We start from the raw sequence: 25,457 nt of genomic DNA on the forward strand, positions 1-25,457 counted from the left end.
GGATCTAGGATGGCGGAACCATTGAAAGACATGTACAGTGAGGATTTTCTGCGCCAATTCGGCGAGAGGGTGCGTGCCGTATACGGCACTTTCCATACGGAAGGTTTCATCGGTGCGACGATGAACGACACATGGGAAGGGCTAGAGCTGAAGGCCAGGATGCGGCGGATCTCAGAAACACTCGGGACCTATCTCCCAGCTCGTTATGAAGAGGCGTTGGACGTGCTGTTCACGATCGATAAGGACTGCGTCGGGTTCCCGTATTTGTTCTTCCCGGATTTCGTGGAGGTGTATGGTCAGGCAGAGGAACACTGGACGCTGTCCATGGCAGCTCTTGAGCGGTTCACGTCGAAGTCATCCGCGGAATTCGCCGTTAGACCGTTCCTGCTGCGAGACCCCGAGCGAATGATGGTCCAGATGGCAGTTTGGTCGAAGCATCCGGACGAGCATGTTCGCCGTCTTGCAAGCGAGGGCTGCAGGCCGCGTCTACCATGGGGGCAAGCGCTTCCGATGTTCAAGCGAGACCCGGCTCCGCTGCTGCCCGTGTTGGAAACGCTGAAGGAAGACGATTCGCTCTACGTCCGCAAGAGTGTCGCCAACAACTTGAACGACATTGCGAAGGATCATCCTTCAGTCGTACTCGAGATAGCCCGCCGTTGGAAAGGCGTTCATCCACACACGGACTGGATCGTGAGGCATGGGTGTCGAACCTTAATCCGCAAGGCAGATCCCGAGATCATGGCGTTGTTCGGGTACGCGGAACCCTCGGTCGAGGCACCGCTAATGACCTTTGCCTCCTTGTCGGTGGAGCCGGAAACACTTTCAATCGGAGAGAGCTGTGAACTTAGTTATGAGCTCCATATCCGGGAAGGCGACCCCATACATATACGCATCGAATACGGAATTGACTTTGTGAAGGCAGGGGGACGTACATCGCGCAAATTGTTCCTCTTGTCCGACAAAACAGTATCTGGCGGAGCACGTCTTGCTGCAACACGGACACATCGCTGGTCGAACTTGACGACCCGAACACATTATCCAGGCGAGCATCGGATTGCACTGCTTGTGAATGGACGCGAGGTTGCTTATGCGGTCATGATGCTCGAGGCGAAATGATGGAAGACTTTGGCCGAAACGAGATAGCGGTTGTTCCTCTCGCCCATTTATTATATGCTAGAGGCAGAACAGGCTCCGAAACGGGAGGAACAGCACAATGGCTACCCTGCTATACGAGTATAAAAATCAGAAGCTGGAAGGTTATCCTTTCAAATTCATACGCTATAGCACGCAGGACTTGAAGCAGCCTCTGCACATGCATGATTACATTCAGATCGCCTATGTGATGAAGGGCGTCTGCAGTCATCAATTCCGGGGAAAGTCGCTGACGGTTGGCAAGGGTGATATATTCATCATCCCACCAGGGATCGAGCACAGCCTGAATGCCTTCGAGGGAAAAGAATTCGAGATCGTTCTGGTCGACTTCATGCCTTTCCTGGTGCACGATGAGCTACAATCGTTTTCTGACTCCATCACCTGGTATATGCGGAATCACGAGCATGTCGACAATTCCTCGGAGTGGCTGCAGCCTTGGTTGCACATCTCCAAGGACAAGCAACTGCTGGTAGAGCAGCTGCTGCTGGACATTCAGGACGAATTCGAACACCGCGACCAAGGTTACGAATTCTCGACCCGAATTAACCTAGTGAAGCTGTTGATCCTGATTGACCGCGAGTCACGTAAGTCGATCAAGCGGCCTGCCAGCAATCCAGTACGGCTTCAGGAAAGACCATTCGGCTGCGTCATTCAATACATCTGCGATAATTTCGGTCAAGATATACCGCTGGAGAAGGCGGCCGAATTGGCGAGCATGACACCGGCGTATTTCAGCCACGCATTCAAGAAGGAGACTGGGCAGTCGTTCGTCGAATTCGTCCACGAGGTTCGTATCGAACGGGCGATGGAGTTGATTCGACAAGGGGTGCATACGATGACGCAAGTGTGCTTCCAGGTCGGCTTCCGGCATTTAAGCCATTTCATCCGGACGTTCAAGAAGCGAACAGGCTTAACCCCTACGGAATACAAGAAGACGTTTGCTCGTGCGTGAGTAGAGCTAACGAAAAATAAAGCAATCTGCTTACAAAAATAGTGCTAGTAGAAAAAGGCGGCAGCAAGGTATAGTTACTTGTAGCAGTCTTTTTTGTTTTTATAGGCAACATCCGCTCACTCATTCTAATCGCGAAAAGAGGAATTGAAACACATGAGCTCAAAAACACTTAAAGTAGGTATAATCGGACAAGGCCGAAGTGGTCGCAACATTCATGCTCACGGCTTGCTGCGTCTGAAGGACATGTATACGATTACAGCAATTGCCGACGGTCTGGAGGATCGTCGCAATCGCGCGGTTGAGGAATTCGGTTGCAACGCGTATACAACTTGGCAGGAAATGGTGGACAACGAGCAATTGGATCTAGTGGTCAATGCTTCACCAAGCGATCTTCACTTTCCGATCTCCCTGGAACTGCTCAATCGTGGCATCAACGTGCTTTGCGAGAAGCCGCTTGCGAAGAAGCCAGAGGAAGTAGACCAACTGATAGCCGCTCAGAAATCAGGTGCACGCTTGGCTGTATTCCAGCAGTCGAGATATATGCCTGCATTTATGAAGATGCGTGAGATTATTCAATCTGGCGATCTGGGCCGTATCGTGCAAGTGGACTTTACTAGCAATGGCTTCTCTCGCCGTTGGGACTGGCAGACGCTGCAAAGCAATAATGGCGGCAACTTGATGAACACGGGACCTCACCCTGTCGATCAAGCTTTGCAACTGTTCGGGACGGATATCATGCCGCAAGTTACTTGCATCATGGACCGCGCCAATACGTTCGGCGATGCCGAGGACTATGTGAAGATTATTCTTAGAGGTCCGGGACGTCCGACGATTGATCTGGAGATTTCCTCCTGCTCCACTTACCCAAGACCGCAATTTACGATTCAAGGTACGAACGGTGGGTTGACAGGAAACTCGAGCAAGCTGACTTGGAAGTTCTTCAAGCCGGAAGAAGCGCCGAAGCAGGAACTGATCAAGCAGCCGCTCATGGATAAGAATGGAAATCCGGCCTATTGCAGCGAGGCGCTGACTTGGCATGAGGATAACTGGGAAATCACGCTGCCTGAAGGAATGGCAGGCTTCGATGTGATGACGAACATGTTATACAAGAAGTTGTATAACACGTTGACGGAAGGCGCTGCTCTTGAGATTACACCAGAGCAGGTTCGTCAGCAGATGGCCGTTATGGAAGAATGCCGCCGGCAGAACCCGCAAATTTACGCGGTATAAGATTGTTATGAACAGCAAGGCTGCCCCACATGGTCTGAATGGACCTGTGTGGGCAGCTTTTTTTATTTCGAGGCCCCCGCGCAAGTGGCTTAGCCGGAACGACCGTTTCTTTTTTTATTATGGGAGCTTTCGACAAAAGAAATTGTTTTTTTGGTTAGTGATTCCGTTATACTAAAAGCATAGTAGTAGATATGTATATACAAGGAGGCGTTCTGCATGCAACAGCCTTTATTCGATGCACTGAGGCGAAAAGATCTAGAGGCGGTAACGTTACAATGCACGAAACGTCCGGAGTTGGTCAATTTGCGGGATGCACAAGGCAACAGCCCGATATTATTAGCAGCTTATTTTGGAGCCAAGGAAATCGTAGCGTATTTGCTAGAATCTGGGTCACTGCTTAATTTATACGAGTCATGTGCGTTAGGCAAGCTGGAGACGGTCCGGAGTCTGATTCAGCAAAAGCCTGAGCTGCTGAACAGCTACGCCCATGATGGGTTTACACCAATTGGCCTGGCAGCTTTCTTCGGACAGGAAGAGGTCGCTCGTCTGCTCTTGAAGGAAGGTGCCGACGCGAAGACGGTATCCTACAACACGATGCGCGTCACGCCGCTGCACAGTGCGGCCGCCATGCGGCAGCTGGCGATTGCTCTTCTGCTGCTAGATCACGGCGCAGATGTGAATGCACGCCAGCAATCGGATTGGACGCCGCTGCACAGTGCGGTGCACAACAAGCAGGCGGATATGGTACGTCTGCTGCTTGAGCGTGGAGCCGACCCGCAGGCAACGAACGAAGCTGGCATGACTCCGATGGCGATGGCTGCTGCATGCGGCGATGAGGAGATTGCGGCGTTATTACAAGATTAAATGTTAGAAGTGTCTAGTTACTTAACTCCGGCAGCTTCCAGTCGATCTCTGGGCTACCAATCTGCTTGAGACAGCGGTTGATGCTTGAGAACGGACGGCTGCCGAAAAATCCGCGATGAGCAGACAATGGACTCGGATGCGGGGATTGAATGATGAAATGGCGGGACGTATCGATTTGCTGCCTTTTTTGCTGAGCATGACTCCCCCACAGAACGAACACGACCGGTTGAGATCGATCGTTCAGCAAGGCAATAATCCGATCAGTGAACGTTTCCCAGCCCTTGGCTTTATGCGAGTTAGGCGAGCTTTCCCTTACAGTCATAACAGTGTTCAACATGAGAACGCCTTGTTCCGCCCAGCTTAGAAGATGCCCATGACGAGGAATTGGGATACCAAGGTCGGCTTGCAATTCTTTGAACATGTTTTGCAGCGACGGGGGTGTGGAAACTCCAGGCTGCACAGAGAAGCTTAGCCCATGAGCTTGACCAGGGCCGTGGTAAGGATCCTGTCCGAGAATAATCGCCTTCGTTGCTGCATACCCGGTCGAATGCAGCGCCGTGAATATATTGTATTTATCAGGGTAAACGGTAGCGGTTCGGTATTCCTCGGCGAGAAATTGGTGAAGCTGTTTGTAATAAGGTTTGTCGAACTCCGGCTCCAGCAGAGGGGCCCAGTCATTATGTAGAATTGCCATAGGGAATCTGTCCTTTCAAGTTGTTAGCACATGCTTCTTGGATTCAATGTCCCTATTATTCTATCATATTCATATTGGAAAGGTGAGAGAGTGGATGACGGATTCACGACCGGAATCGGTAGACTGGATTCAAGATCCGGTTATACGAGGGTGGTTTCATCAGACGTTCGGCCTGCCAACTGAAGTTCAACGGAACGCTTGGCCGGCTATACGTACAGGGCAAGATGTCCTGATCGCAGCTCCTACTGGTTCCGGGAAAACTCTGGCGTCCATTCTACCTTGGCTGGACCGGATCGTGAGAGCGAAGCAGGTTGCACCAGGAGAACAGACCTGGCGTGCAGGTGTGCGCTTGCTCTACATTACGCCGCTCAAAGCACTGAACAACGATATTCACCATCATCTGTTCGGCTTTTTGGCGGAGATGGAAGCGTATGCCCGTGCGAATGAGCTGGATTGGCCTGGCATACGAGTCGGCATCCGTACTGGGGACACTTCCCAAAGTACACGGGCTTCCATGATCAAGCATCCGCCCGACATCTTGGTGACGACACCGGAATCACTCTACTTGCTGCTGGCCTCCGAGAAGGCAAGGGCGATGCTGCAGACGGTAGAGCAAGTGATCGTCGATGAGATTCATCAGCTTGCCGCGGACAAGCGTGGGTTGCACATGGCGGTATCACTCGAACGGCTGTCCGCATGGTGTGGCCGGGAACCTCAGCGCCTTGGCGTGTCAGCCACGATTCGCCCGCTTGAGCGGGTAGCGGCTTTCCTCGTGGGCTACAACGAGGAGGGAAGCGAGCGGCCATCGGTCATCGTCGAGAGCCGGATGGACAAGCAGTTCGACTTGACCGTCACAATGCCGGAGTCGTACCGAAGGCGCAGCAAAGGTGACGACGAATCGGCATGGGCACCGCTCGTCGAACTGCTGCTGCAGCACATGGAGGGCGCGCGGTCGGTGCTTATCTTCGTCAACAATCGCCGTCTGTGCGAGCGGTTGACCCTACACTTGAACGACCATGTCGGCTACGACTTGGCCCGCTCGCACCATGGCAGCGTCTCGCGCGAGAAGCGGCTTGAAGTCGAACGCGCCCTCAAGGCGGGTGAGCTGCGCTGTCTGGTGGCGACCGCGTCGCTCGAGCTCGGCATCGACGTAGGCCACATCGATCTGGTGATCCAGATCGATTCCCCGCAAAGCGCCGCTGCCGGCATCCAGCGCATCGGACGCGCGGGCCACAGCGTCGGCGACGTCAGCCGCGGCGTCATCGTCGCGCGCGAACCGGGCGCACTCGCCGAGTGCGCGCTGCTGGCCCGCGACATCGCTGCGCGCGCGATCGAGGACATCCAGATCCCCGAGGGGGATCTGGATGTCTTGGCGCAGCAGCTGGMGGCAATGGCCGCCGCGGGCCCGATTACCGCAGAGCGCGCTTACGCGCTGCTGCGTCGCAGCTACGGCTACCGCTCGCTCGGCCGGAGGCGGCTTGCGGGCATGCTGCAGGTGCTGTCCGGGTATTACCCGTTCAGCAAGCCGTTGCTTGATTGGATTCGCCATGATGGAGGGGACGCCGCTACTTCCGCTACGGATGAAGGGGTCCAGGCGCATGGCGACCAGCGTGGCGCTAATTCGACCCCCGCTGGCGTATTAGCGTCAGATTCGAGCTTGACTCATTGGGGCACACTGGCCCCGCGCAGCAATACGAAGATGGCAGCGATTCTCGGCGCTGGGACGATCCCACAGAGCTCCGCCTACACCGTCTATCATCATGAATCCCGCACCCAGCTCGGGGAATTAGACGAGGAGTTTATTCACGAGAGTCGGGTGGGCGATGTATTCATGCTCGGGACGTCGTCATGGATGATCCAATCGATTCAGAACGACAGAGTTACGGTCAAGGAAGCATCTAACGCATATAGCGAAATCCCGTTCTGGCGGGGCGAAGGTGTCGGACGCTCGTACGACCTCTCTCAGCGGCTCGGGAGTATGATCGGGGCGTTGCTGGTACGCATGCAACCGCAAGAAGCGCAACATGAAGGGGAGCCACATGAGGAGCAGGACTGGAACGAGTCGGAAGCGGCCTTATGGCTATCCGATTCTTACTCGATGGATGCACAATCGGCTGAACGGCTCGTCTCACTCGTCAGCCGTCAACGCAGCGCATGCGCCGTACCTACGGATCGACACATCGTGATCGAGCAGTACAAAGACGATGTGGAGCATGTGCATCTCATTATTCATAGCCTGTTGGGTCGACGTGTGAACCGGACTTGGCAGCTCGTTCTGCAGCGTACACTTGAGCAAGTGCTGCCTTATCGGTTCTATACTTATGTGAAGGAGAACGGGATAGAATTTGTATTCCCGGAGTGGGACACGAGCTGGGTAGATCTGATTATGGGTGTAACGGCGAATCGCGTCGAAGATCTGTTGCGTGAAGCGGTCACTGGATCTCCGCTGTTCGGGGCGACGTTCCGTCGTCTCGCAGAGACGTCACTTCTGCTGGCCCGGAGCTATGGCCGAACACCGCTCTGGGTCAAGCGGCTGCGTAGTGAAGCGCTGCTCCGCGACGCACTGCCTTACGCGGATCAGTTCCCGCTTATTCAAGAAGCGATGGACGTTTGTCTGGAGGAGATGCTTGACGTCAAGCGGCTGGTTCACACATTGCGAGCGATTGCATCCGGGGCGATTCACGTGTCGGTGCACAAGAATGCGGCACCTTCTCCGTATGCGATTCAGTTCTTGTGGGAATTCACAAACCAACAAATATATGAGTCGGATGCATTAGCCAAGGACATACGGCTTCAACTGCTGTCCATTAACAGGGAAGCGGCTGTTCGAACATTCGGTACGACCGCGTTGAAGCAGTTGGTGGAGACACTGGATCCTGATAACAGTGGGGAGTGGATGTCAAACTCGGGGCAGCAGGCAGAAGAGGCTTCAGGGCTCCATAGGCTGCTGAAGCAAAGAGGTGACTCGACGCTTGCTGAGCTGAGCAAGCTGGTGGAAGCTGATCGGGTCGTTGCTTGGTTGGAAGAACTGAGCCTGGACAAGCGTGTACGACAGATCATACTAGCGGACGAGGAGCGATGGATATGCGCGGATGAAGCGGATACGTATGCAGCCTTCCCGAATGATTCGCAATCTCTAACGTTCATCATCAGCCGCTTTGTAGACAGGCAACTGTACGTAACCGAGGAGCAGTTGTCGGCAAGGTTCGGCCTCACGGACAAATTCACAAGTTCCTTGGTTGCGCGATGGTCGGAACAAGGGATCGTGGAGCCTTCGCCGTTCGCGGACAGCGACGAACGGCTGTGGACGAGCAGCAAGGCGGCCGAGCAGATGGTTCGGCTATCCACACGCGAACTTCGCCGACAGGCAGAGCCCGTCGACCCGGCGCGGCTGTGCGAGCGCATCCTGAAGCTGCAGCTCGTGCAGCGGGATGCGGCGGACCATCAGGAGGGCGGTACCGAGGGGCTCCGGTTGGTAATTGAGAAGCTGCAGGGCGTATTCTTGCCGCTGTCCCACTGGGAAGCGATCATATTCCCCACAAGGTTGAGCGATTACCGCAAGGAAACGTTGGATCAGCTATGTGCGATGGGAGAAGTTATCTGGATCGGACGTAAGGACGAAGGAGATAAGGAAGGGAAAATTACGTTTTTCCTAACCGAGTCCAAAGCCTTGTATCGACCATTTCTGAATAGGAAGTCGCCTGAACGTCATGCAGCGCTTATAGAGCTGCTCCACAGCAAGGGCGCGTGCTTCTTGACGGCATTAAGCCGGGATGCCGGTCTTGCCCCGTCTGCGCTGCTGGAACAGCTGCTGGAGCTCGCTTGGGATGGTTACGTCTCGAACGATCAATTCGCACCAGTACGCATGCATGGACAGTCTGGCAGCGGAAAGTCGACTGCGAAGTCGAATAGTCGTGGCAAGTTTCAATCGGGTCTTGGCAGGTGGTACTTGCTGGAGTCGTTGGCGGAAGGCTCAACAGCCGAAGATGCTTCCTCCGATGCGGTGTTAACCGGTTGGATCCAACACTTGATGAACAGTTACGGCTTGTTCACCAAGGGCATGCTTTCCGAACGGTTGGACGTCTCTTCGGATCAGTTAAGCGAGCCGATTCGCCGATTGGAAACGTGGGGCCTGTTGACACGCGGTTTGTGGGTTCGTGGGATTCCTGAGCTGCAGTTCTCCACGCCACCGGACGTGGATGCGCTGAGACAACCTGTTCCGTTCAGAGCTTCGGACGATCAGCCCGTCGTATTATGCGCCGTAGATCCGGCTAACCCATACGGAATACTCGTCCCTTGGCCGGATTCGGTTAGGATCGCCTTCGCTAGAAAGCCCGGTAACTTTATCGTGATGCGACAAGGGCGTCTAACGATGTGGATCGAGAATAACGGCAGACGATTTTACGAATTGGAGCGATCTACCGGGGTTGCAGATCAACCAAGCGAATTAAGGATATTAAGCGGAATTGTGAGGGTCATCGTTCGGTTAAGCGGCATCCGCAAGCTGGTTGTTGATACATGGAACGGCGAGCCTATTATGGAATCTGCAGCATTCCAGCTGTTCGAACAGCTGGGAGCGGAGCGGGACCGCAGCTCGATCGTCGTCTGGCTCAGCTCGTTAAGCGGTGTTGGAGGATTGTTGGCCACGTCCAAGCCGAAGACCAAGTCATAACTGGTCGCGTCGTCCTGAGCACTGGTTAGTCGATAAAATCGACTAATTCTCCTTCACGGGCCTGAATGTTTCAATACATTCAGGCCGTTACTTTTTTACCGACACTAGATACAACATTTTTCAAGATCAACCAGAACCACCCGATGAAACAACCGAACGCGAAGCTTCCGCCTGGATTCACCCCATACTCACTTCCACCCCTACGAGCAAATTGGGTTCTCCTACGTCCCTGAATGCCTCTTCCGGTACGCTCTGGGGCTTTCACCCGCTCCGTTTTTGAAAAAACGAGAAAATGAAAAAGCGTCCTTGAACCCAAGCGATTCCGTAATTTCAGCAATGACGAATTCGCTATAGAGCAGCATTTCCTTCGCTTTATCCAGCCGCACCCGATCAATGAACGACTTTAGATGTTCGCCTGTCATCAAGCGGAACTGCTTGGACAAATAACTTCGCGTATACCCCATCTGCTCCGACAATTCCTGAATCTGGATCGGTTTGCCGCCCCGTGCCCGTACCCGCTCCGTAACATTCCGTACTAGTGCATGCTCATGAGGGCCCTCCGTAGATACGTCCGCCGATAACAGGATGGCAAATAACGATTGAACGAACCCTTCCACGAACCGTTTCTCATACGGCTTCATGATGGAATCCGACACCATCGTCTGCAAGAGCGCGACTAGCTTGTCATTGATCAGCGATTGGCGGATAACCGCCCCTTCCGGCATTCTCCCCGCAGTCGAATCGTATTCGAACTTCAGCGTGAACCACGAGCACCCAGGCATCTCGTACGAGAAGGCATGTTCCACTCCAGGTGGAATCAACAGCATGTCTCCAGTATGCAGCCTGTCTTGCTGGCCGTTCCACAAGTAACTGATCGGGCCATGCAAAGCGATTTCCAGCTGCCAGAACGGGTGGGTGTGTAGCGCGACCTTCCCAGTATCCTGCTTATGAGGTTTCTCCAGAATGAGTAAGTTTATCGTATCCAATGTCACAATCAGCTCCTGAATAATAGCACGCATAATGATAAGTTTTAGATGAAAAATGCTATTCGTCCCAGATCGCAGCAGTGGTACATTAAAGCTGAACACATATTGGGATGAGAGGTGCGTTGATCTTGGCGAACATACACATATTATTGCCGCATAGCACGCAAAATGCAATATTCACACCGGAAAGCCGTCAGCAGCTGGAAGCGTTGGGAACGGTCAACTGGCACGACCAGAATGCACATATGACCGAAGCGGAGGCATGCGAATTTCTGCAGGGATGTGAGATTGCCATTGGCTCATGGGGTACAGTAACCCCGACTAAGTCGATTCTGGACAGCTGTCCGACCATTCGGCTGTGGGAGCATGCCGCTGGAACTGTGAAGGGGTTTTTCACGGAGGATTTGAAAGGCCGGGAATTGATGATAGCTTCATGCGCCCCCGCGATCGGGAGAACCGTAGCAGAACTTGTGCTAGGTGAGATGATCATCGGACTTCGCCGAGTTATACCGAATGCCCAGAGTAACCGAACGGAATTCCGAGCCCTGGTTCCGGGCAGATCCTACTTGGCGGCATCGACGATTGGTGTTATCGGTGCTTCTCAAGTTGGCCGCCTCGTGCTGCAAGTGTTGCGCCCTTTCGGACCGAAGATCATGCTGTATGACCCGTTCATTACACATGAGGCTGCGGCCGAGCTAGGTGCAGTCAAGGTGGATTCAGTTCTGGAGCTGTGCCAGGCAAGTGACGCGATCACGATGCATACCCCATTGACACCGCAGACGAAGAAGATGCTGGGGGCCCAGGAGTTCCAGGCTATGAAAGACAATGCTGTGTTCATTAACGCTTCCCGAGGCGCCTGTATCGATGAGTCTGCCTTGATCGCTGAGCTGCAAAAAGGGCGTCTGTTCGCGTTTCTCGACGTATCCGACCCGGAGCCTGCGAGTATGGATAATCCGCTTCGGTCTTTGCCTAATGCCATTTATACGTCTCATGTTGCCGGGGGAGCAAGCGTTCATATTGGCAATCAGGTCGTTCAGGATGTTGAGGCATATTTGAATGGGCGGCAGCCATTGATGACCGTCACTTGGGACATGCTGGATCGATTAGCATAGGGGAGGGGTTCACACGATGAGTACTAGGAATGCGCCATACTATTCATTGTTTCCTAAGTTTTTTCAGAGCTTGTCGCTGGATGAGCTTGGAGCGGCCACCTTGGAGGCGGGCTTCGACGCTGTCGATCTAATCGTCCGCGACGGGTATTGGGTGACACCATTGAACATGGCGACAGAGGTCACGCCTTTCATCCTGGCGATGCAACGGCATAATGTCAAGGTGCAATTTGCTACAACAGGTTATTCTGCGGATGAGCTGCTACAGGATGCAACGCCATTACAAGTGATGGCAGACGCAGGGATTCGTGGGTTCCGGATGTCCTACTTCAACTACTCCGAGCGTGAAGACATATTCACCCAGCTTGATCGTGCGCGAGCTTCCATGAATCAGATGGCCGAATTATGTGCCAAACACAGATTGAAGGCTGTGTATCAAGTGCATCATGGCGACAAAATGCTCATTCCGCATTCGCTAGCGGCGCTATATGTGGTTCGGGACTTGCCACCCGAGCATGTCGGCATCATGTTGGACCCCGGCAATCAGTTCCGAGAAGGTTCAGAAAATTGGCGGCGGGCGATAGTCAGTTTGGGCCATTATTTGGCGGCAATCGGAGTAAAAGATGGGAGATACAGCAACGCGGAAGAGGAGCGGTCTTTGCCCAGCAAAGGCTGGAAGCCGGAGTTCGCTCCTTGTCAGGAAGGTGTGACGAACTGGAGTGTGATCGCAGCTGCGCTCCATGATATAAAGTTCCAAGGTGTGCTGAACTTTCAACCTTTCTACCATTCAGACAACATCGAACAACTATTACCAACGTTAAAGGAAGAAGTCGATTATGTGCGACGAGCTCTGGAGCAGCAGGGTGGGAGGAGCCTCAGTGAAACCGTATGATATAACTGTGGAAGGCGTACAGCTGTACTTGCTGCCGGTTCAGACACGGGTCCCTTTGAAATTCGGTGCTGAAACGTTGACCCAGGTCTCGTGTGCAAGAGCTTGCATCCAGACCCGTAACCGTCTTGGTGTAAGCGCAGAAGGATGGGGGGAGACCYCGCTCAGTGTGCAATGGGTGTGGCCCAGTTCATTGAGCTATGAAACACGGGAAGGAGCGCTCCAAGCGTTCTGTACAGCGATTGCCCGGGATTTGTCGGAGTGGGCGGAGTATGGGCATGCCTTTGAGCTCGGCTACCGCTATATGAAGGAAAGGCTTCCCCGTTTGGTTCAGCAGTTCAATAGGGATTCGGGACTTGCGGAACCGCTCCCCTACTTGGCCGCCTTGGTCAGCTTCTCCTTGTTCGACTTGGCGCTGCATGATGCGTATGGACAGACGAATAGTGTCTCCGTATATGCAACATATAACGCGACATACATGAACGCTGATCTAGCTGCCTATCTACAGCCCGCAGTTGGAGCTGATGTCCATTTCGAGGGCTTTTACCCGGAGCATTATTTCACCGTCCCATCTGGGAAGGAGCTCGTGGCTTGGCACTTGGTAGGGGGGAAGGACCTCTTGTTCCGCCATGAGTTAACGGGAAACGAGCCGAACGATGGGTATGCTTGCACACTAGAGGATTGGATCGAGCAGGATGGACTGACATGCTTAAAGGTCAAGCTGACTGGGAACGATGCGGAGTGGGATTATGACCGTCTTCTCCAAGTAGGACGGATTGCATTACCCCGAGGAGTCGTATGGCTCACGGCTGATTTCAACTGTCAAGTTGAGAACCCGCGATATGTAACGGATATTCTCGATCGACTCATGCTGGAGCAGCCGGATATTTATAAAAGCCTCTTGTATATCGAGCAACCCTTTCCCTATGATCTGCATGCACATCCGCTCGATGTACGCAGTGTCAGCGCGAGGAAGCCATTGTTCCTGGACGAGAGTGCCCATGATTGGGAGCTCGTGAAACTGGGGCGAGAGCTGGGCTGGACGGGAGTCGCCTTGAAGACATGCAAAACCCAGACAGGAGCATTGCTCAGTCTTTGCTGGGCCAAAGCGCATGGCATGACGCTAATGGTGCAGGATTTGACCAATCCGATGCTGGCGCAAATTCCGCATCTGCTGCTGGCTTACTACGCTGGAACGATTATGGGCGTGGAGACGAACGGGATGCAGTTTTATCCCGATGCTTCGCTGCCTGAAGCCGTTGTTCATCCGGGCTTGTATCGGAGGCAGGATGGAACGGTCAAGCTGCATACGATTGGAGGCTTCGGTTTCGGTTATCAGGTGGAGCAGATCGCGAGAGAATTGCCCGAGCCTGCTTACAGCAGCAGCCGCTCCAGCGGCTTGTGAATCAGGTGGTCAGTGAAGGTCGATTTGATTACCGACGGAGGCGAAAGAACGAGTAGGGGGTTGGGAGTCGGGCTAAGTAATAAGAGAACTCAGTTACCTTATTCGCCAGACACTGCCTATCTTTGCCGAAATAGAAGATCTGAGTTCTCCTATTTCGGCAAATCGGGATAGACGGGGCACATATAACAGAAATAAGAGAACACAGTTCTCTTATTTCCAGATGTTTGGGGTGGTAGTAGTAAATAAGAGAACTCAGTTACCTTATTGGCCCACGGTCGAACCGCAGAGGTAGGAGAGAAGGAGGCAGGAAGCGGGAAGCGGGGGCAGGAAGTAGGGCGCAGGACGCAGAGGCTGAGGCAGGAAGCGAGGGGGCAGGAACAAGGCAGGAGAGCTTACCTCGTCCCTGTGAATCAAGCAAGCTGCGCGGTGCCTCGACTCGTCCCTGCGAATCAAGCTAGCTGCGCGGCGCCTCGAGTTGACGGCGGTACGCCGCGTGGTTCGTCGGGCCGATGCCGTGCCCGAGCGGCAGGGCTGCGGCGATGGCCGCGGTGACGAAGCGCTTCGCTTCGTCAACCGCGGCAGCCATCGGCAGCCCTCGGGCTAGCCCGGCGGCAATCGCCGAGGCGGTCGTGCAGCCGGTGCCGTGCGTGTGCCGGGTGCGGATGCGCGGCGTGCGGAACAGCGCCGCTTCCGACCCGTCGAACAGCACGTCCACGGCTTCGTCGCCGTCGAGGTGCCCGCCCTTCAGCAGCACGTAGCGCGGGCCAAGCTTGTGCAGCCGTTGCGCTGCCACAATCATGCCATCGACATCCTCGATGGCATCCAGGCCGAGCAATGCGCAAGCTTCCGGCACGTTCGGTGTCACGACGGCAGCGAGCGGCAACAGCTCATCGCGCAGCGCCTGCACGGCTTCTAGCTGTAACAAGGTTGCCCCGCCCTTAGCGATCATGACCGGATCGACGACCAGACTTTGGCTGACGCCATATTCAGCGATTTTACGGGCGACGAGTCGGATCAACTCCGCGGAGAACAGCATACCTGTCTTGACTGCGTCTGTTCCGATATCGGACAGCACAGAATCAAGCTGCTGCTCGACGATTGCCGCCGGAAGCGCGAACACATGCTGAACGCCAAGCGTATTCTGTGCCGTAATCGCCGTAATGGCGCTCATACCGAACACGCCCAGCTCCTGGAACGTCTTGAGGTCGGCTTGGATACCCGCGCCGCCGCCGGAATCGGATCCGGCTATTGTCAGCGCCCTTGGGATATGAACAGTTGGATCCATATAGCGGCGTGCTCCTTATTTAATAAATTTGCCTGAATCAGATCAGGTCTTTATGTGAAGCGATTCGGAGCGAATGCCCGACCATATTGCATCAGTTTCGTCTCGCTATACGATGTTGGACTTCCGTCAGCCAGATCGCCTATCAGCATCGCTGTAGCTGGACTGAGCAGGATGCCGTTGCGGTAATGCCCGACAGCGAATAGAACAGCCTTCGATCGCGGAACTGACCCGATCAGCGGCCACCCATCCTGGGTAGCTGGCCGCAACCCGGCCCACTGGTGGAATGGAGTGTGGTCGTTAAGCGATGGAAGGAGCTTGCCGTTCCAGCTCTGCAATCGGGCAAGACCCTTGGCTGTGACCGACGTGTCGAAGCCGGCCACATCCTCGGACGCACCGCACACGAGGGTTCCATTCGTTTTACTGACCACATATCCTTGGCTGCAGAAGACCATATGGTGCACATCACCGACTAGCGACGAGTCGTAAGCACAGATTTGTCCCCTTATCGGGTACACCGGGACATTCACCCCCCAGGCTTCCTCCCACTGCTGGGACCAAGCTCCAGTACAGAGTACCATTCGATCACCTGACACATATTCGCCAGAAGCAAGTCCAACCCGTACGCTGGCTCCAAACTCCGCCTCCTCCATCGTGAGTGCACCTGCATGGTCGCGAATGCTCACCCCAATATTTCGGCATGCCTGCTCCAAGGCTTTGACAAAATGCGGCGCATATACATGCGACTCATTCGGATAGTGCAACGCTCCAATCGCGTTGCGGGATAACCCATGCTCGAGACGGAACAATTCCTCGCCAGTCACAAGTTCAGCATCTGCTCCATAGGGCTGCTGCCATAACCGGCGGGATTCCATAGCAAGACGATCTGCTTCGTGGAAGTATGCATACAAGCTGCCGGAGCGGGAGTATTCGAATTCCATCCCGGACACCTCGCGAATTTCTTGCTGCCAATTCTCATACAACCGTAAGCTATCCAGACACAGCTCGAAGAAAGCGTCCGGCTGCTCGCTGTTCTCCGAGAACGGAGCCAGCATCCCCGCAGCGGCGCCGGAAGCTTGTCCACCGCAGCTGTCCTGCTCGACGACGGTTACTTCATATCCTCGCTTGCGCAGCTCATAGGCGCACGAGAGTCCAATCACGCCGCCGCCAATAACTAGCCAATGTTCAGCCATCTTACTTCAACACCCATTCTTCGCCGCCGCTGCTAGCGGAAGCATACCGCTTCTTCGGTATGCGTCCAGCCATATAAGACAGCCGTCCGGCGTTAATGGCAAGCTTCATGGCTTCCGCCATGCGAACCGGATCCTTGGCCTTCGCGACTGGCGTATTCATGAGCACGCCGCCTGCACCAAGCTCCATCGCCTGGGCTACGTCCATGGCTGAACCGAGTCCGGCGTCGACGATGATCGGGACGCGGGCTTCTTCCACGATTAATCCGAGATTGTACGGATTCAGAATGCCAAGCCCTGTGCCGATCGGCGAGCCGCCGGGCATGACAGCTGCCGCACCCGCTTCTTCTAGCCGCTTGCACAGCACCGGATCGTCTGACGTGTAGGGCAGGACAACAAACCCTTCGCGCGCTAGGATCTCGGTAGCTCTCAGCGTTTCGATCGGGTCGGGAAGCAGCGTCTTCTCGGACGCGCTGATCTCGACCTTGATCCAATCGCTCAAGCCGGATGCCCGAGCTAATCGAGCTAGCCGGACAGCCTCCTCAGCGGTCTTCGCACCAGACGTGTTCGGCAGGAACGTATAGGTCCGTTCTTCCAGATGCTGGAGGATGGAATCGTCCTCCGGCGAATCCAGATTAATACGGCGAATGGCGAACGTGAGCACCTCTGCTCCGGACGCTGCAATGGCTTGCTTCTGTATATAAGGATTCGGGTAGCGTCCGGTTCCCAGGAAGAATCGGGAGCTGAGCGCTTTCCCTGCTATTATTAACTGATCTTGAATGGTCATCGTGAACTCAGCCTCCTCCGACAAAATGTACAAGCTCAATCTTCATGCTTTCGCTTAACTCGGTTGTAGGCCACTGTTCCCGTGGCACGATGACGCCGTCAATCTCTACGACGACGAGCTTGCGTTCCATCCCGTACTCCTGGAGCAGCCCCTCGACGGTACGGACGGATGTCGTTCTTCTTGCCCCGTTCACCCAAAGTTCCATGTCAGTTCCTCCTGTACGCGGCACTGTTGATTCGATCGAGAAATGCGGCACATGTCCCTTGCACGTCAGAGCTGCCGACAATCTCACTGATAGCACAAATACGCGTCGCCCCAGCCTCCAACACTTGATCTATATTGTGAAGCTTGATGCCGCCTATTGCCACGAAGGGGATTCGAATCTCACTCGCAACTTGCCGTACGTAATCGGTCGATACCGGGGCGACTACGTCAACTTTGCTCTTCGTCGCGAACACTGGTCCGACTCCGATATAATCGGCGCCTTCCCGCTCGGCTTCCCTTGCTTCTTCGATCGCATGCGTCGAGATGCCGATCCATTTGTCCGGCCCGACAATGCGGCGAGCTTCAGCGATTGGCAGATCATCTTGACCCAGATGAATGCCGTCGGCATCAACAGCAAGTGCGATATCAATATGGTCGTTCACGATAAATGTGACCCCATACCGCCGAGTCAACTCTCGTAAGCCGAGTGCTTTCTCTAGCACGACCCGCTTGGAATTCGATTTGTCCCGCAATTGGATAATGTCCGTTCCACCGACAATCGCTTGTTCCATCACTTCCAGCATCTCGCGTCCAGGGTGAAACATTTCCCCGGTGATGACGTATAGTTTGAATTCTTTCATCTCATCTGCTCCTCTCACATACCGATATAGCGGGCGTACAACGTTTTGGCTCGGACCGGATCATCCGTTCCTTGCACGAGCGCTCGGCCATCTCGGAACAATACGATCCGCTCGCCTTCGCTCAGAAATGCTTTTAACAAGAAAGGATTACGTTCCACGACTGCAGTACCGGACAGCTTACGCTCCCATTCGTCCAGATCGAACGAGGAAGCCAATCGGAACTGTACCGTCTCACGTCCGCATAACGATGCGACCTCCTCCGCTTCATTCAGCTGGAGGGCAGGGTATTGATGCGTGCCGCAAGTCGGGCAATCCGGAAGCGGGGTGCCGAATTTCATTTCATAATGGTAGTTGTTCCATACGTCGAATGTAAGCAAGCTGTTCCTCCGTGCACTTTCAGCGCCGACAAGCAACTTAAGAGCTTCAACCGACTGATAAGAGGCCGCGATATCGACGACAGGAGAGAGCACACCGATCCGATCACAAGTCTCAGCTGTGCCTTCGCCCGGTTGGATTAAGCATCGTAAGCAGGGCGTAGTCCCTGGGACGAAGATGGCACTCATGCCCCTAGATCCGACAGCACCGCCGTATACGAACGGGATTCGATGCTTGAAGCAGACATCATTCATAATGAAGCGGGTGTGGAAATTGTCGGTGCCGTCCAACACGAGGTCCATTCCCGCAACAAGCTGCTCTGCATTCGCTGCTGTCACGTCGGATACGATCGGTTCTAGACGAACGGAGGAGTTGATCAGAGCGAGCTTACGTTCCGCTGCTATAGCCTTGGGCAGTGATTGCCGCACATCTTCCTCGTCATACAGCATTTGCCGCTGCAAGTTACTCGCTTCCACATAATCACGATCCACGAACCGTACGTGGCCGACACCAGCACGCGCCATATGGTTGGCAAGCACGGTTCCTAGCGCTCCCATTCCTACGATAAGGACGGAGGCGGCAGCGAGCTTGTTCTGACCGTCCACCCCGATGGGGGCGAACAGCATTTGCCGGGAATAACGTTCGAATGAAGCGTTCGAGCTCATGAGTATTCCTCCAGGAAAGGTAATAAAAAAATCCGCCCTCAGTAGGGGCGGATACATGTCAATTATCATGCAGGCGCGGTTGCGCCTTGCTCCACTTCCCTACGCTGGCATCAACCAGATCAGGTTCAAAGGGTTCGAAGCATACGTGTCTTCATCTCAGCCCGCGATTATTCAGGCTCCCCCAGTGACAATGCTGACGGCTCTTCAATGCTCCGCCAAGCGATGGTCGTTTCAATTACTTCCACCTTACAACGCCGGTCCGAGTTTGTCAATGTTCGGTGAATAGAGGAAGGAGCAGTTAATTGTTGGCTTACAAGAGAAGGAAAATGGCATGGTTTATGATCAAATAATGAAGTAAAATAATAGCCATAGAGCATCTTTTTTCAGTTCAGATTAGGGGGCAGTCGTATGCGCAAACTAGTAACCTTATTCGCAGAGCAAAAGGAAACGCAACCCTATGGGTCGATCAACCAACCTAACGGCCTCATCAGTACGGTCCATAATCGTGCTGCTTGTTGGCTGGAGCCCATTGGGGCTGATGGGGAGACGCATTCTGCCTTCCAGTTCCGTCTCCCATTCGGGGTCGTGATCGGAGACAGCATTAGTGCGGGTTCTCCCCAAACTAGAAGCAGAATGCAAGTAGATGGTGCACCTGGGTTCAGTCCCGAGCATAACAATGTACCGGGTCAGTTGTCTTATGAACTGGGAACGATTACGGGGCTGCATTGGTACAATCACGGGATTGGCGGTCAGCGGACCGATGAGATCTGGGCGAGATGGCGTCGTGATGTGTTAGGGGAAACCATCGAGCTGGGAGACAGCCGTGGTGCGAAAACACTGGAAGGCAAGCCCTACGCCTTATTTATCGTTGCGGGAATTAACGATGTGTTCCAGAATCGCGATGACGCCTTCATCCAACGTTATTGGATTCATATGGCGAAGAGTGCGAAGGAGCATGGCATTCTCAGCATATTTTCCAATATGGGTGAACATAATGCCGCTACTCCAGCTTGGCGTGATCAGATTCGCAGGTTGAACACATGGATGAGTGAGCATCTACCAGCATATGGTGCTACTGTAGTAGACTTCTATGAATGGTCTAAGGATCACGAGCGTGGAATCGGTGTTAACCCTGGTTTATTCGTCGATGACGTTCATCCATCCAGAAGCGGATTCCAGTCACTCGCACACCACTTTGCCGCACAATGGACCAGTATTCCAATCTACCTTCAGGGCATTCAACTCGAAAGCGTGATAGATACGGATGCTCCGCTTGATTCATATAGTAGGCCTCGCAACATCGAAGTAGAACTAGCATCGAACTATGTTCGTTTGGAAAATATTGAGCGTGAATCTATGGAATCTATGAACCGAGCCGTTCAATTCGTACCGATTAACTCGGATGGAACAGGTAATTTGATACAAATCCACATAAAGTCTACGCACCAAAAGTGTGATTACAGCGGCTTTTCGAAGGTTCGGGCAGTGCTAGGCTCGTGGCAGAGAACCTAACATGAAAAAAAGGTGGTTGCTTAGACGAACTTTTATGCTATATAATAGATACATACAGGATAGTAACAGGATATATCTAGGTGTAATTTTATACAGGTAATATACAGATAAACGAATTGCGATTGAAAGCCATTGAAACACTGAGTAAGCTGACCGTAGTTAATTCCATCGGGAGGTGAAGTAAACCACACTGTATTTTTGGATGTAATGAAAGCGTTTGCTGAAATCGAATTTTAAAGCAAGTATCCTAGGGAGGTCGTCGCATTGAAGAGAATGAATCAAGCTATCTTATTGACTATGGCGTCTGCACTTGTATTAAGCGCTTGCAGCAGCAAGACCAATACTGCCACACCTACGCCAGCCAAGTCTAATGAGCCTACTAAATCTGCTGCACCTACTAAGGAAAAGCTCAGCCTTACCTGGATGGTAGGCGTTCCTACCAATACTTCCAGTCTTCCTAGCGGTGATAAAGATTTCATTAAGAAAGCAATTGAAGAGAAGTTCAATGTCGAGATCAAGCTGGATTTCATGTCCATTGGACCGGATTTCACCAATAAGCTGAATACGATGATTGCGTCAGGCAGCGCACCGGATATGTTCCAAGCGGAAGGTACTGCAACGACCAAGTATGTGACAGACGGCGTACTGGCGGATCTGACCAATTACGTAACACCGGCTAAAATGCCGAATTATTTCAAATGGGTAAGCGATGTAGAAATGAAGCGTTACCAAGTGGGCGGCAAGTTCATGCGCGCTCCAGTACCGTTCGAGAAAACCTCCTATGCGTCCTATTATGTGCGGAAAGACTGGATTGATGCATTGAATGCAAAGGATCCTAACTTGAAGCTGAAAGTGCCTACCAATTATGATGAAATGATCGCGGTTATGAAGGCGTTTACGTTCAACGATCCAGATGGCAACGGTAAGAATGACACGTATGGTTTTACAACAGCCGGTTCAGGTACGTCAATCACTGGTGATTTCCCGGAATGGTATAAGAATGGCTTGGTACCAGGATTCTTCATCGACAAAGACAATAATTTCATCGATAGCGGAACGAACTTGCGTACGGCCAAAGTAATTGATGATATTCGTAAAACGCTTGATCTGAAAGTTGTCGATCCGGACTGGTTTCTCAACAAAGCAGGCGATGCAGCTACCAAAGTTCAACAAGGTAAAGTAGGGATTTTCTACTCTGGTGTACGTGACATTGCATTTGACAACACGAATAACAGTACACAGAAGAAGACCCGTGAAGTGACCGGGAACCAGAAAGCCGAGTTTGCAGCATTCCACGTTGCTGGTGATTTGCCAGTCGCGTACGAACCGCTTCCAGGCGTTCCGTTCTTATTCAATGCCAAGACAGATCCTAAGAAGATCGAACGTACCATCGAAATTTTAGATTGGCTTGCAACCCCAGATGGCTACCTTCTGGCGAACGTAGGTAAAGAAGGCGTTCATTATAAGAAGGAAGGCAACAAAGTCACGCTGATTCAAGATGCAATTAAGAAAGATATCGGGGATAATGGTAACTTCACAGAGATATGGGGCAGTGTATTCAGCTACAACGTTAAAGATCCATCCCGTGCGCTTGGTATCACGATTGTAGATCCTCGTGAGACCGATCATGATCGTGCCATCCTTGAAGTGATGAAGAAGAACAAATTTTATGTACTTGGTACAAACGTATCACCACCTGTAGGTTTGGATATTGGTTCTTACCGTACTCAAATGCGCGCTAAACAAGTGAAAGTGCTGTTTGAGGAGAAAGACTCCAGCAACTGGCCGAAGTATTTAGCAGAACTGTTGGATACGTATAAGGCAAAAGCTATCTTCGATGCATACGGTGAACAAGTTACGACCGCTCTTGGTAAAAAAGTTACATTCAAAACAGACTGAGTCGAGTAAGAAAGGGGCTTGCGGATTATTGATCTGCAGGCCTCTTTTTCTATCGCTTTTCCATGCCCTTCCATTGACAATTTCAATATATTGATATATTGTTGAGATCGACAACTACATATTGATATGAATGGGTGCCTAGCTAGGTAAATCTAGTGTAGGCTTAATAGGGAAATTCGGTACGTACGAGCGAGTACGAGCAATCCGATGCGGTCCCGCCACTGTAACAGAGAAGCTCGATCCAACAGCCACTTGTCGTGAGACTGGGAAGGCGGATAGAGTGATGAATCTGGAGCCAGGAGACCTGCCCTTCATAATGGCACATTGAACCTACGGGAGATAGGGAAGTGTCGGACAAGCTTGCAAGTTCGTGTTAAGCAACGCTTTCCTGTTGAGAGGCAGGTAGGTGTATCATAGCGTGAATTACAAGGCGTGTCTGACTTTCTATCACAAGTCAGATGCGCCTTTTCATATGGGCAGCTTGGAGTGGAAAGGGTGGAATTAGCGTGCTGGTCGTCTACGATTCAAGAACAGGGAATGTAGAAAGATTCGTGAAGAAACTAGGCTTCAGAGCGATAAAATTACAAGATTGCGAGAGTGCGGCGATGGACGAGCCGTACGTAATGATTACTTATACAACTGGCTTCGGGCACGCTCCGGAGCAGGTGATGTCCTTTCTATCCCGCAACCGCACCTTGTTAAGAGGTGTCTCGGCAAGTGGGAACCGGAATTGGGGAGCCTCATTCGCGAAGAGCGCGGATAAGATTTCGGAGTTGTATGGGGTACCGATCGTACATAAGTTCGAACTTTCTGGAACGGCTATTGACGTAGAACAATTTCAAGAGGGGATGAGACGAGTTGCAGCATATTGAATTGAACAACCAGCTGATGCAAAGAACGGAAGACGGCTTTTACGATCTGGAGAAGGACCGCGAGGCGGCGGCTGCCTTCATGGTGGAGGTACAAGCGAAGAGCGTTCCATTCGGATCGCTGCGTGAGAAGCTGGACTACTTGATCAAGGAAAATTATTATACGAACGTATTCGATCACTATACATACGAGCAAGTGGAGAACGTATACCGCTTGACGGAGGAAGCGGGATTCCGATTCCAATCCTACATGGCGGTTTCGAAGTTTTATAAGGACTATGCCCTCAAGACGAACGACAAGGGGTTGTATCTTGAGCGTTACGAGGATCGGGTTGCCATCGTGGCGCTGTTCCTGGGGCACGGCGATGCAGAGCTTGCCGAGCGGATCGCTCTGGCGATGGTGGAGCAGCGTCTACAGCCGGCCACCCCGACGTTCTTGAACGCCGGGAAGAGCCGTCGCGGCGAGATGGTATCCTGCTTCCTGCTGGAAGCCGACGACTCACTCAACTCGATCAACTATGTGATCGGGACTTGCATGCAGCTGTCCAAGATCGGCGGCGGAGTCGCCGTCAACTTGTCCAAGCTGCGGGGGCGTGGAGAGCCGATCAAGGGCGTGGAGGGCGCAGCGAAAGGCATTATGCCGATCCTGAAGCTGCTGGAGGATTCGTTCTCCTATGCGGATCAGATGGGCCAACGCAAGGGCTCTGGAGCGGCTTATTACAACATCTTCGGCTGGGACGTTATGGAGTTCCTAGACTGCAAGAAGATTAACGCAGATGAGAAATCGCGGATCAAGACATTATCGATCGGGTTGATCGTTCCGGACAAGCTGTACCGGCTGGCGGAAGAGAACAAGCCTCTGACGGTATTCGGCTCCTACTCTGTCTTCAAGGCGTATGGCAAGCACCTCGACGATCTGGACATCGATGAAATGTACGAGGAGCTGCTGGAAAATCCACTGGTGACGAAAAAGACGGTGATGAGCGCCCGTGAGATGCTGACCAAGATCGCCTCGATCCAGCTGGAGTCCGGTTATCCATACATGATGAACAAGTCGAATGCGAACCGCGCTCATGCGCTCAAGGATCTAGGTTCGGTGAAGATGTCCAACCTGTGTACAGAAATATTCCAGCTGCAGGAAACTTCCACGATCAACGATTATGACATGCCGGACCAGATTCGCCGCGACATCAGCTGCAATCTGGCTTCCTTGAACATCGTCAATGTCATGGAGCGCAAGGCGATCCGCGAGTCGGTCCATGTTGGGATGGAAGCTCTCACGACTGTGAGCAACGTCTCTCGCATCGAGAACGCACCTGGTGTGCGCAAGGCTAATGCTGAGCTTCACTCCGTAGGGTTAGGCGCTATGAATTTGAACGGTTACTTGGCCAAGAACAGCATTGCATACGAGAGTGAGGAAGCGAAAGATTTTGCCCGCACTTTCTTCATGATGATGAACTATTATTCACTTGAGAAAAGTATGGAAATTGCCAAGCAGYGTCAGACGACTTTCGAGGGTTTTGAACGGTCCGAATATGCCTCAGGCGTGTACTTCAACAAGTATTTGGAGCAAGATTACAGTCCGAGAACGGCCAAGATTGCTGCACTATTCGACGGGATGACGATTCCTACACCAAGCGATTGGTCAGGGCTGAAGGAGCGTGTTCAGGAGAACGGCCTCTATCACGCTTACAGACTGGCGATTGCACCTACACAAAGCATATCCTACATTCAGAATGCGACTTCCAGTGTGATGCCGGTTGTGGAGTTGATTGAAACTCGCACATATGCGAACTCTACTACTTATTATCCGATGCCTTATTTGTCGCCTGGTAATGTGTTTTACTATAAATCAGCCTACAACATGGATCAGTTCAAGATCATCGACTTGATCGCAGAAATCGGCGAGCATATCGACCAGGGCATCTCCACGATTCTTCACGTGAACAGCAGCGTGTCGACCCGTGATCTGGCGAGAATGTACATCTACGCTGCCCACAAAGGCCTGAAGTCACTTTATTATACGAGGACCAAGCATTTATCTGTGGAAGAATGCACGAGCTGTGCGGTCTAGTCAGAC

Annotated in this window: 19 protein-coding genes, 2 pseudogenes and 2 riboswitches; of the genes and pseudogenes, 13 read left to right on the top strand and 8 right to left on the bottom strand. The window is 52.9% G+C overall.

The genetic code is table 11. The annotated features are described in order from the left end of the window. Window positions 1–9 precede the first annotated feature (9 nt). The 4 genes from AC1DWB_RS08225 (at window position 10) to AC1DWB_RS08240 (ending at window position 4,198) form a co-directional block, all read left to right on the top strand. On the top strand, window positions 10–1,116 hold the full coding sequence (locus tag AC1DWB_RS08225) for a DNA alkylation repair protein (RefSeq protein ID WP_477540564.1): 1,107 nt from the start codon (window positions 10–12) through the stop codon (window positions 1,114–1,116). Between the two features lie 97 nt (window positions 1,117–1,213). Then, a complete protein-coding gene (locus tag AC1DWB_RS08230) occupies window positions 1,214–2,104 on the top strand; it encodes an AraC family transcriptional regulator (RefSeq protein WP_477540565.1) in 891 nt (296 codons plus the stop codon). A 153-nt stretch (window positions 2,105–2,257) separates the two neighbouring features. Further along, on the top strand, window positions 2,258–3,334 hold the full coding sequence (locus AC1DWB_RS08235; RefSeq protein WP_477540566.1) for a Gfo/Idh/MocA family protein: 1,077 nt from the start codon (window positions 2,258–2,260) through the stop codon (window positions 3,332–3,334). Window positions 3,335–3,550: 216 nt separating this feature from the next. Further along, window positions 3,551–4,198 (top strand): ankyrin repeat domain-containing protein, encoded by a 648-nt coding sequence (locus AC1DWB_RS08240; protein WP_477540567.1) that lies wholly within the window; start codon window positions 3,551–3,553, stop codon window positions 4,196–4,198. A 13-nt stretch (window positions 4,199–4,211) separates the two neighbouring features. Here AC1DWB_RS08240 and AC1DWB_RS08245 read toward each other — a convergent pair whose 3' ends face one another. Next, entirely contained in the window at window positions 4,212–4,892 is a 681-nt protein-coding gene (locus AC1DWB_RS08245) for a uracil-DNA glycosylase (RefSeq protein WP_477540568.1), read from the bottom strand. 94 nt (window positions 4,893–4,986) lie between these two features. On the opposite strand from AC1DWB_RS08245, the pseudogene AC1DWB_RS08250 reads away from it, so the two are divergent. Further along, window positions 4,987–8,535, top strand: a pseudogene (locus AC1DWB_RS08250) (DEAD/DEAH box helicase); the annotation flags it as partial. 369 nt (window positions 8,536–8,904) lie between these two features. Further along, window positions 8,905–9,564 (top strand): annotated as a pseudogene (locus AC1DWB_RS08255) (Lhr family helicase); the annotation flags it as partial. Window positions 9,565–9,785: 221 nt separating this feature from the next. Here AC1DWB_RS08255 and AC1DWB_RS08260 read toward each other — a convergent pair. After that, a complete protein-coding gene (locus AC1DWB_RS08260; protein WP_477540569.1) occupies window positions 9,786–10,550 on the bottom strand; it encodes a helix-turn-helix domain-containing protein in 765 nt (254 codons plus the stop codon). 128 nt (window positions 10,551–10,678) lie between these two features. Here AC1DWB_RS08260 and AC1DWB_RS08265 point away from each other — a divergent pair, with 128 nt between their 5' ends. From AC1DWB_RS08265 to AC1DWB_RS08275, 3 genes are read left to right on the top strand one after another with little or no spacing between them, the layout of a single operon-like run. Continuing rightward, window positions 10,679–11,662, top strand: a complete 984-nt coding sequence (locus tag AC1DWB_RS08265; RefSeq protein ID WP_477540570.1) for a hydroxyacid dehydrogenase — start codon at window positions 10,679–10,681, stop codon at window positions 11,660–11,662. A 16-nt stretch (window positions 11,663–11,678) separates the two neighbouring features. Further along, entirely contained in the window at window positions 11,679–12,551 is an 873-nt protein-coding gene (locus AC1DWB_RS08270; RefSeq protein WP_477540571.1) for a sugar phosphate isomerase/epimerase family protein, read from the top strand. Next, entirely contained in the window at window positions 12,538–13,953 is a 1,416-nt protein-coding gene (locus AC1DWB_RS08275; RefSeq protein WP_477540572.1) for an enolase C-terminal domain-like protein, read from the top strand. The genes AC1DWB_RS08270 and AC1DWB_RS08275 overlap by 14 nt, the downstream gene beginning before the upstream one ends. A 454-nt stretch (window positions 13,954–14,407) precedes the next feature. On the opposite strand, the gene thiD is transcribed toward AC1DWB_RS08275, so the two are convergent. From thiD to AC1DWB_RS08305, 6 genes are read right to left on the bottom strand one after another with little or no spacing between them, the layout of a single operon-like run. Then, window positions 14,408–15,238, bottom strand: coding sequence for a bifunctional hydroxymethylpyrimidine kinase/phosphomethylpyrimidine kinase (thiD, locus tag AC1DWB_RS08280; protein WP_477540573.1), 831 nt, complete (start codon window positions 15,236–15,238; stop codon window positions 14,408–14,410). Between the two features lie 50 nt (window positions 15,239–15,288). Next, on the bottom strand, window positions 15,289–16,428 hold the full coding sequence (gene thiO, locus AC1DWB_RS08285; protein ID WP_477540574.1) for a glycine oxidase ThiO: 1,140 nt from the start codon (window positions 16,426–16,428) through the stop codon (window positions 15,289–15,291). Between the two features lies 1 nt (window position 16,429). Continuing rightward, window positions 16,430–17,212: a thiazole synthase gene (locus AC1DWB_RS08290; RefSeq protein ID WP_477540575.1), complete on the bottom strand. Its 783-nt coding sequence runs from the start codon at window positions 17,210–17,212 to the stop codon at window positions 16,430–16,432. Window positions 17,213–17,219: 7 nt separating this feature from the next. Next, window positions 17,220–17,417: a sulfur carrier protein ThiS gene (gene thiS / locus AC1DWB_RS08295; protein WP_477540576.1), complete on the bottom strand. Its 198-nt coding sequence runs from the start codon at window positions 17,415–17,417 to the stop codon at window positions 17,220–17,222. A 1-nt stretch (window position 17,418) separates the two neighbouring features. Further along, window positions 17,419–18,057 (bottom strand): thiamine phosphate synthase, encoded by a 639-nt coding sequence (gene thiE / locus AC1DWB_RS08300; protein ID WP_477540577.1) that lies wholly within the window; start codon window positions 18,055–18,057, stop codon window positions 17,419–17,421. A gap of 14 nt (window positions 18,058–18,071) precedes the next feature. Further along, window positions 18,072–19,097, bottom strand: coding sequence for a ThiF family adenylyltransferase (locus AC1DWB_RS08305; RefSeq protein ID WP_477540578.1), 1,026 nt, complete (start codon window positions 19,095–19,097; stop codon window positions 18,072–18,074). 79 nt (window positions 19,098–19,176) lie between these two features. After that, window positions 19,177–19,290: riboswitch (TPP riboswitch) on the bottom strand. 215 nt (window positions 19,291–19,505) lie between these two features. Between AC1DWB_RS08305 and AC1DWB_RS08310 the strand changes: the two genes are divergently transcribed. From AC1DWB_RS08310 to nrdE, 4 genes are all read left to right on the top strand, one after another. Continuing rightward, complete coding sequence (locus tag AC1DWB_RS08310) at window positions 19,506–20,609, top strand: SGNH/GDSL hydrolase family protein (protein WP_477540579.1); 1,104 nt, start codon at window positions 19,506–19,508, stop codon at window positions 20,607–20,609. Window positions 20,610–20,873: 264 nt separating this feature from the next. Beyond that, on the top strand, window positions 20,874–22,508 hold the full coding sequence (locus AC1DWB_RS08315) for a type 2 periplasmic-binding domain-containing protein (protein WP_477540580.1): 1,635 nt from the start codon (window positions 20,874–20,876) through the stop codon (window positions 22,506–22,508). 115 nt (window positions 22,509–22,623) lie between these two features. After that, a riboswitch (cobalamin riboswitch) is annotated at window positions 22,624–22,834 on the top strand. 180 nt (window positions 22,835–23,014) lie between these two features. Next, window positions 23,015–23,380: a class Ib ribonucleoside-diphosphate reductase assembly flavoprotein NrdI gene (gene nrdI, locus AC1DWB_RS08320; protein WP_477540581.1), complete on the top strand. Its 366-nt coding sequence runs from the start codon at window positions 23,015–23,017 to the stop codon at window positions 23,378–23,380. Further along, a complete protein-coding gene (gene nrdE / locus AC1DWB_RS08325) occupies window positions 23,367–25,451 on the top strand; it encodes a class 1b ribonucleoside-diphosphate reductase subunit alpha (RefSeq protein ID WP_477540582.1) in 2,085 nt (694 codons plus the stop codon). Before nrdI ends, nrdE begins: the two co-directional genes overlap by 14 nt. The last annotated feature ends 6 nt before the right edge of the window (window positions 25,452–25,457 follow it).

The sequence above is a fragment of the Paenibacillus sp. P4_E11 genome (assembly GCF_056401635.1).

Coding starts and splice junctions, on each gene's coding strand:
- AC1DWB_RS08225 (WP_477540564.1), top strand. CDS start 10: ATGGCGGAACCATTGAAAGACATGTACAGTGAGGATTTTCTGCGCCAA.
- AC1DWB_RS08230 (WP_477540565.1), top strand. CDS start 1,214: ATGGCTACCCTGCTATACGAGTATAAAAATCAGAAGCTGGAAGGTTAT.
- AC1DWB_RS08235 (WP_477540566.1), top strand. CDS start 2,258: ATGAGCTCAAAAACACTTAAAGTAGGTATAATCGGACAAGGCCGAAGT.
- AC1DWB_RS08240 (WP_477540567.1), top strand. CDS start 3,551: ATGCAACAGCCTTTATTCGATGCACTGAGGCGAAAAGATCTAGAGGCG.
- AC1DWB_RS08245 (WP_477540568.1), bottom strand. CDS start 4,892: ATGGCAATTCTACATAATGACTGGGCCCCTCTGCTGGAGCCGGAGTTC.
- AC1DWB_RS08270 (WP_477540571.1), top strand. CDS start 11,679: ATGAGTACTAGGAATGCGCCATACTATTCATTGTTTCCTAAGTTTTTT.
- thiD (WP_477540573.1), bottom strand. CDS start 15,238: ATGGATCCAACTGTTCATATCCCAAGGGCGCTGACAATAGCCGGATCC.
- thiO (WP_477540574.1), bottom strand. CDS start 16,428: ATGGCTGAACATTGGCTAGTTATTGGCGGCGGCGTGATTGGACTCTCG.
- AC1DWB_RS08290 (WP_477540575.1), bottom strand. CDS start 17,212: ATGACCATTCAAGATCAGTTAATAATAGCAGGGAAAGCGCTCAGCTCC.
- thiS (WP_477540576.1), bottom strand. CDS start 17,417: ATGGAACTTTGGGTGAACGGGGCAAGAAGAACGACATCCGTCCGTACC.
- thiE (WP_477540577.1), bottom strand. CDS start 18,057: ATGAAAGAATTCAAACTATACGTCATCACCGGGGAAATGTTTCACCCT.
- AC1DWB_RS08305 (WP_477540578.1), bottom strand. CDS start 19,097: ATGAGCTCGAACGCTTCATTCGAACGTTATTCCCGGCAAATGCTGTTC.
- AC1DWB_RS08310 (WP_477540579.1), top strand. CDS start 19,506: ATGCGCAAACTAGTAACCTTATTCGCAGAGCAAAAGGAAACGCAACCC.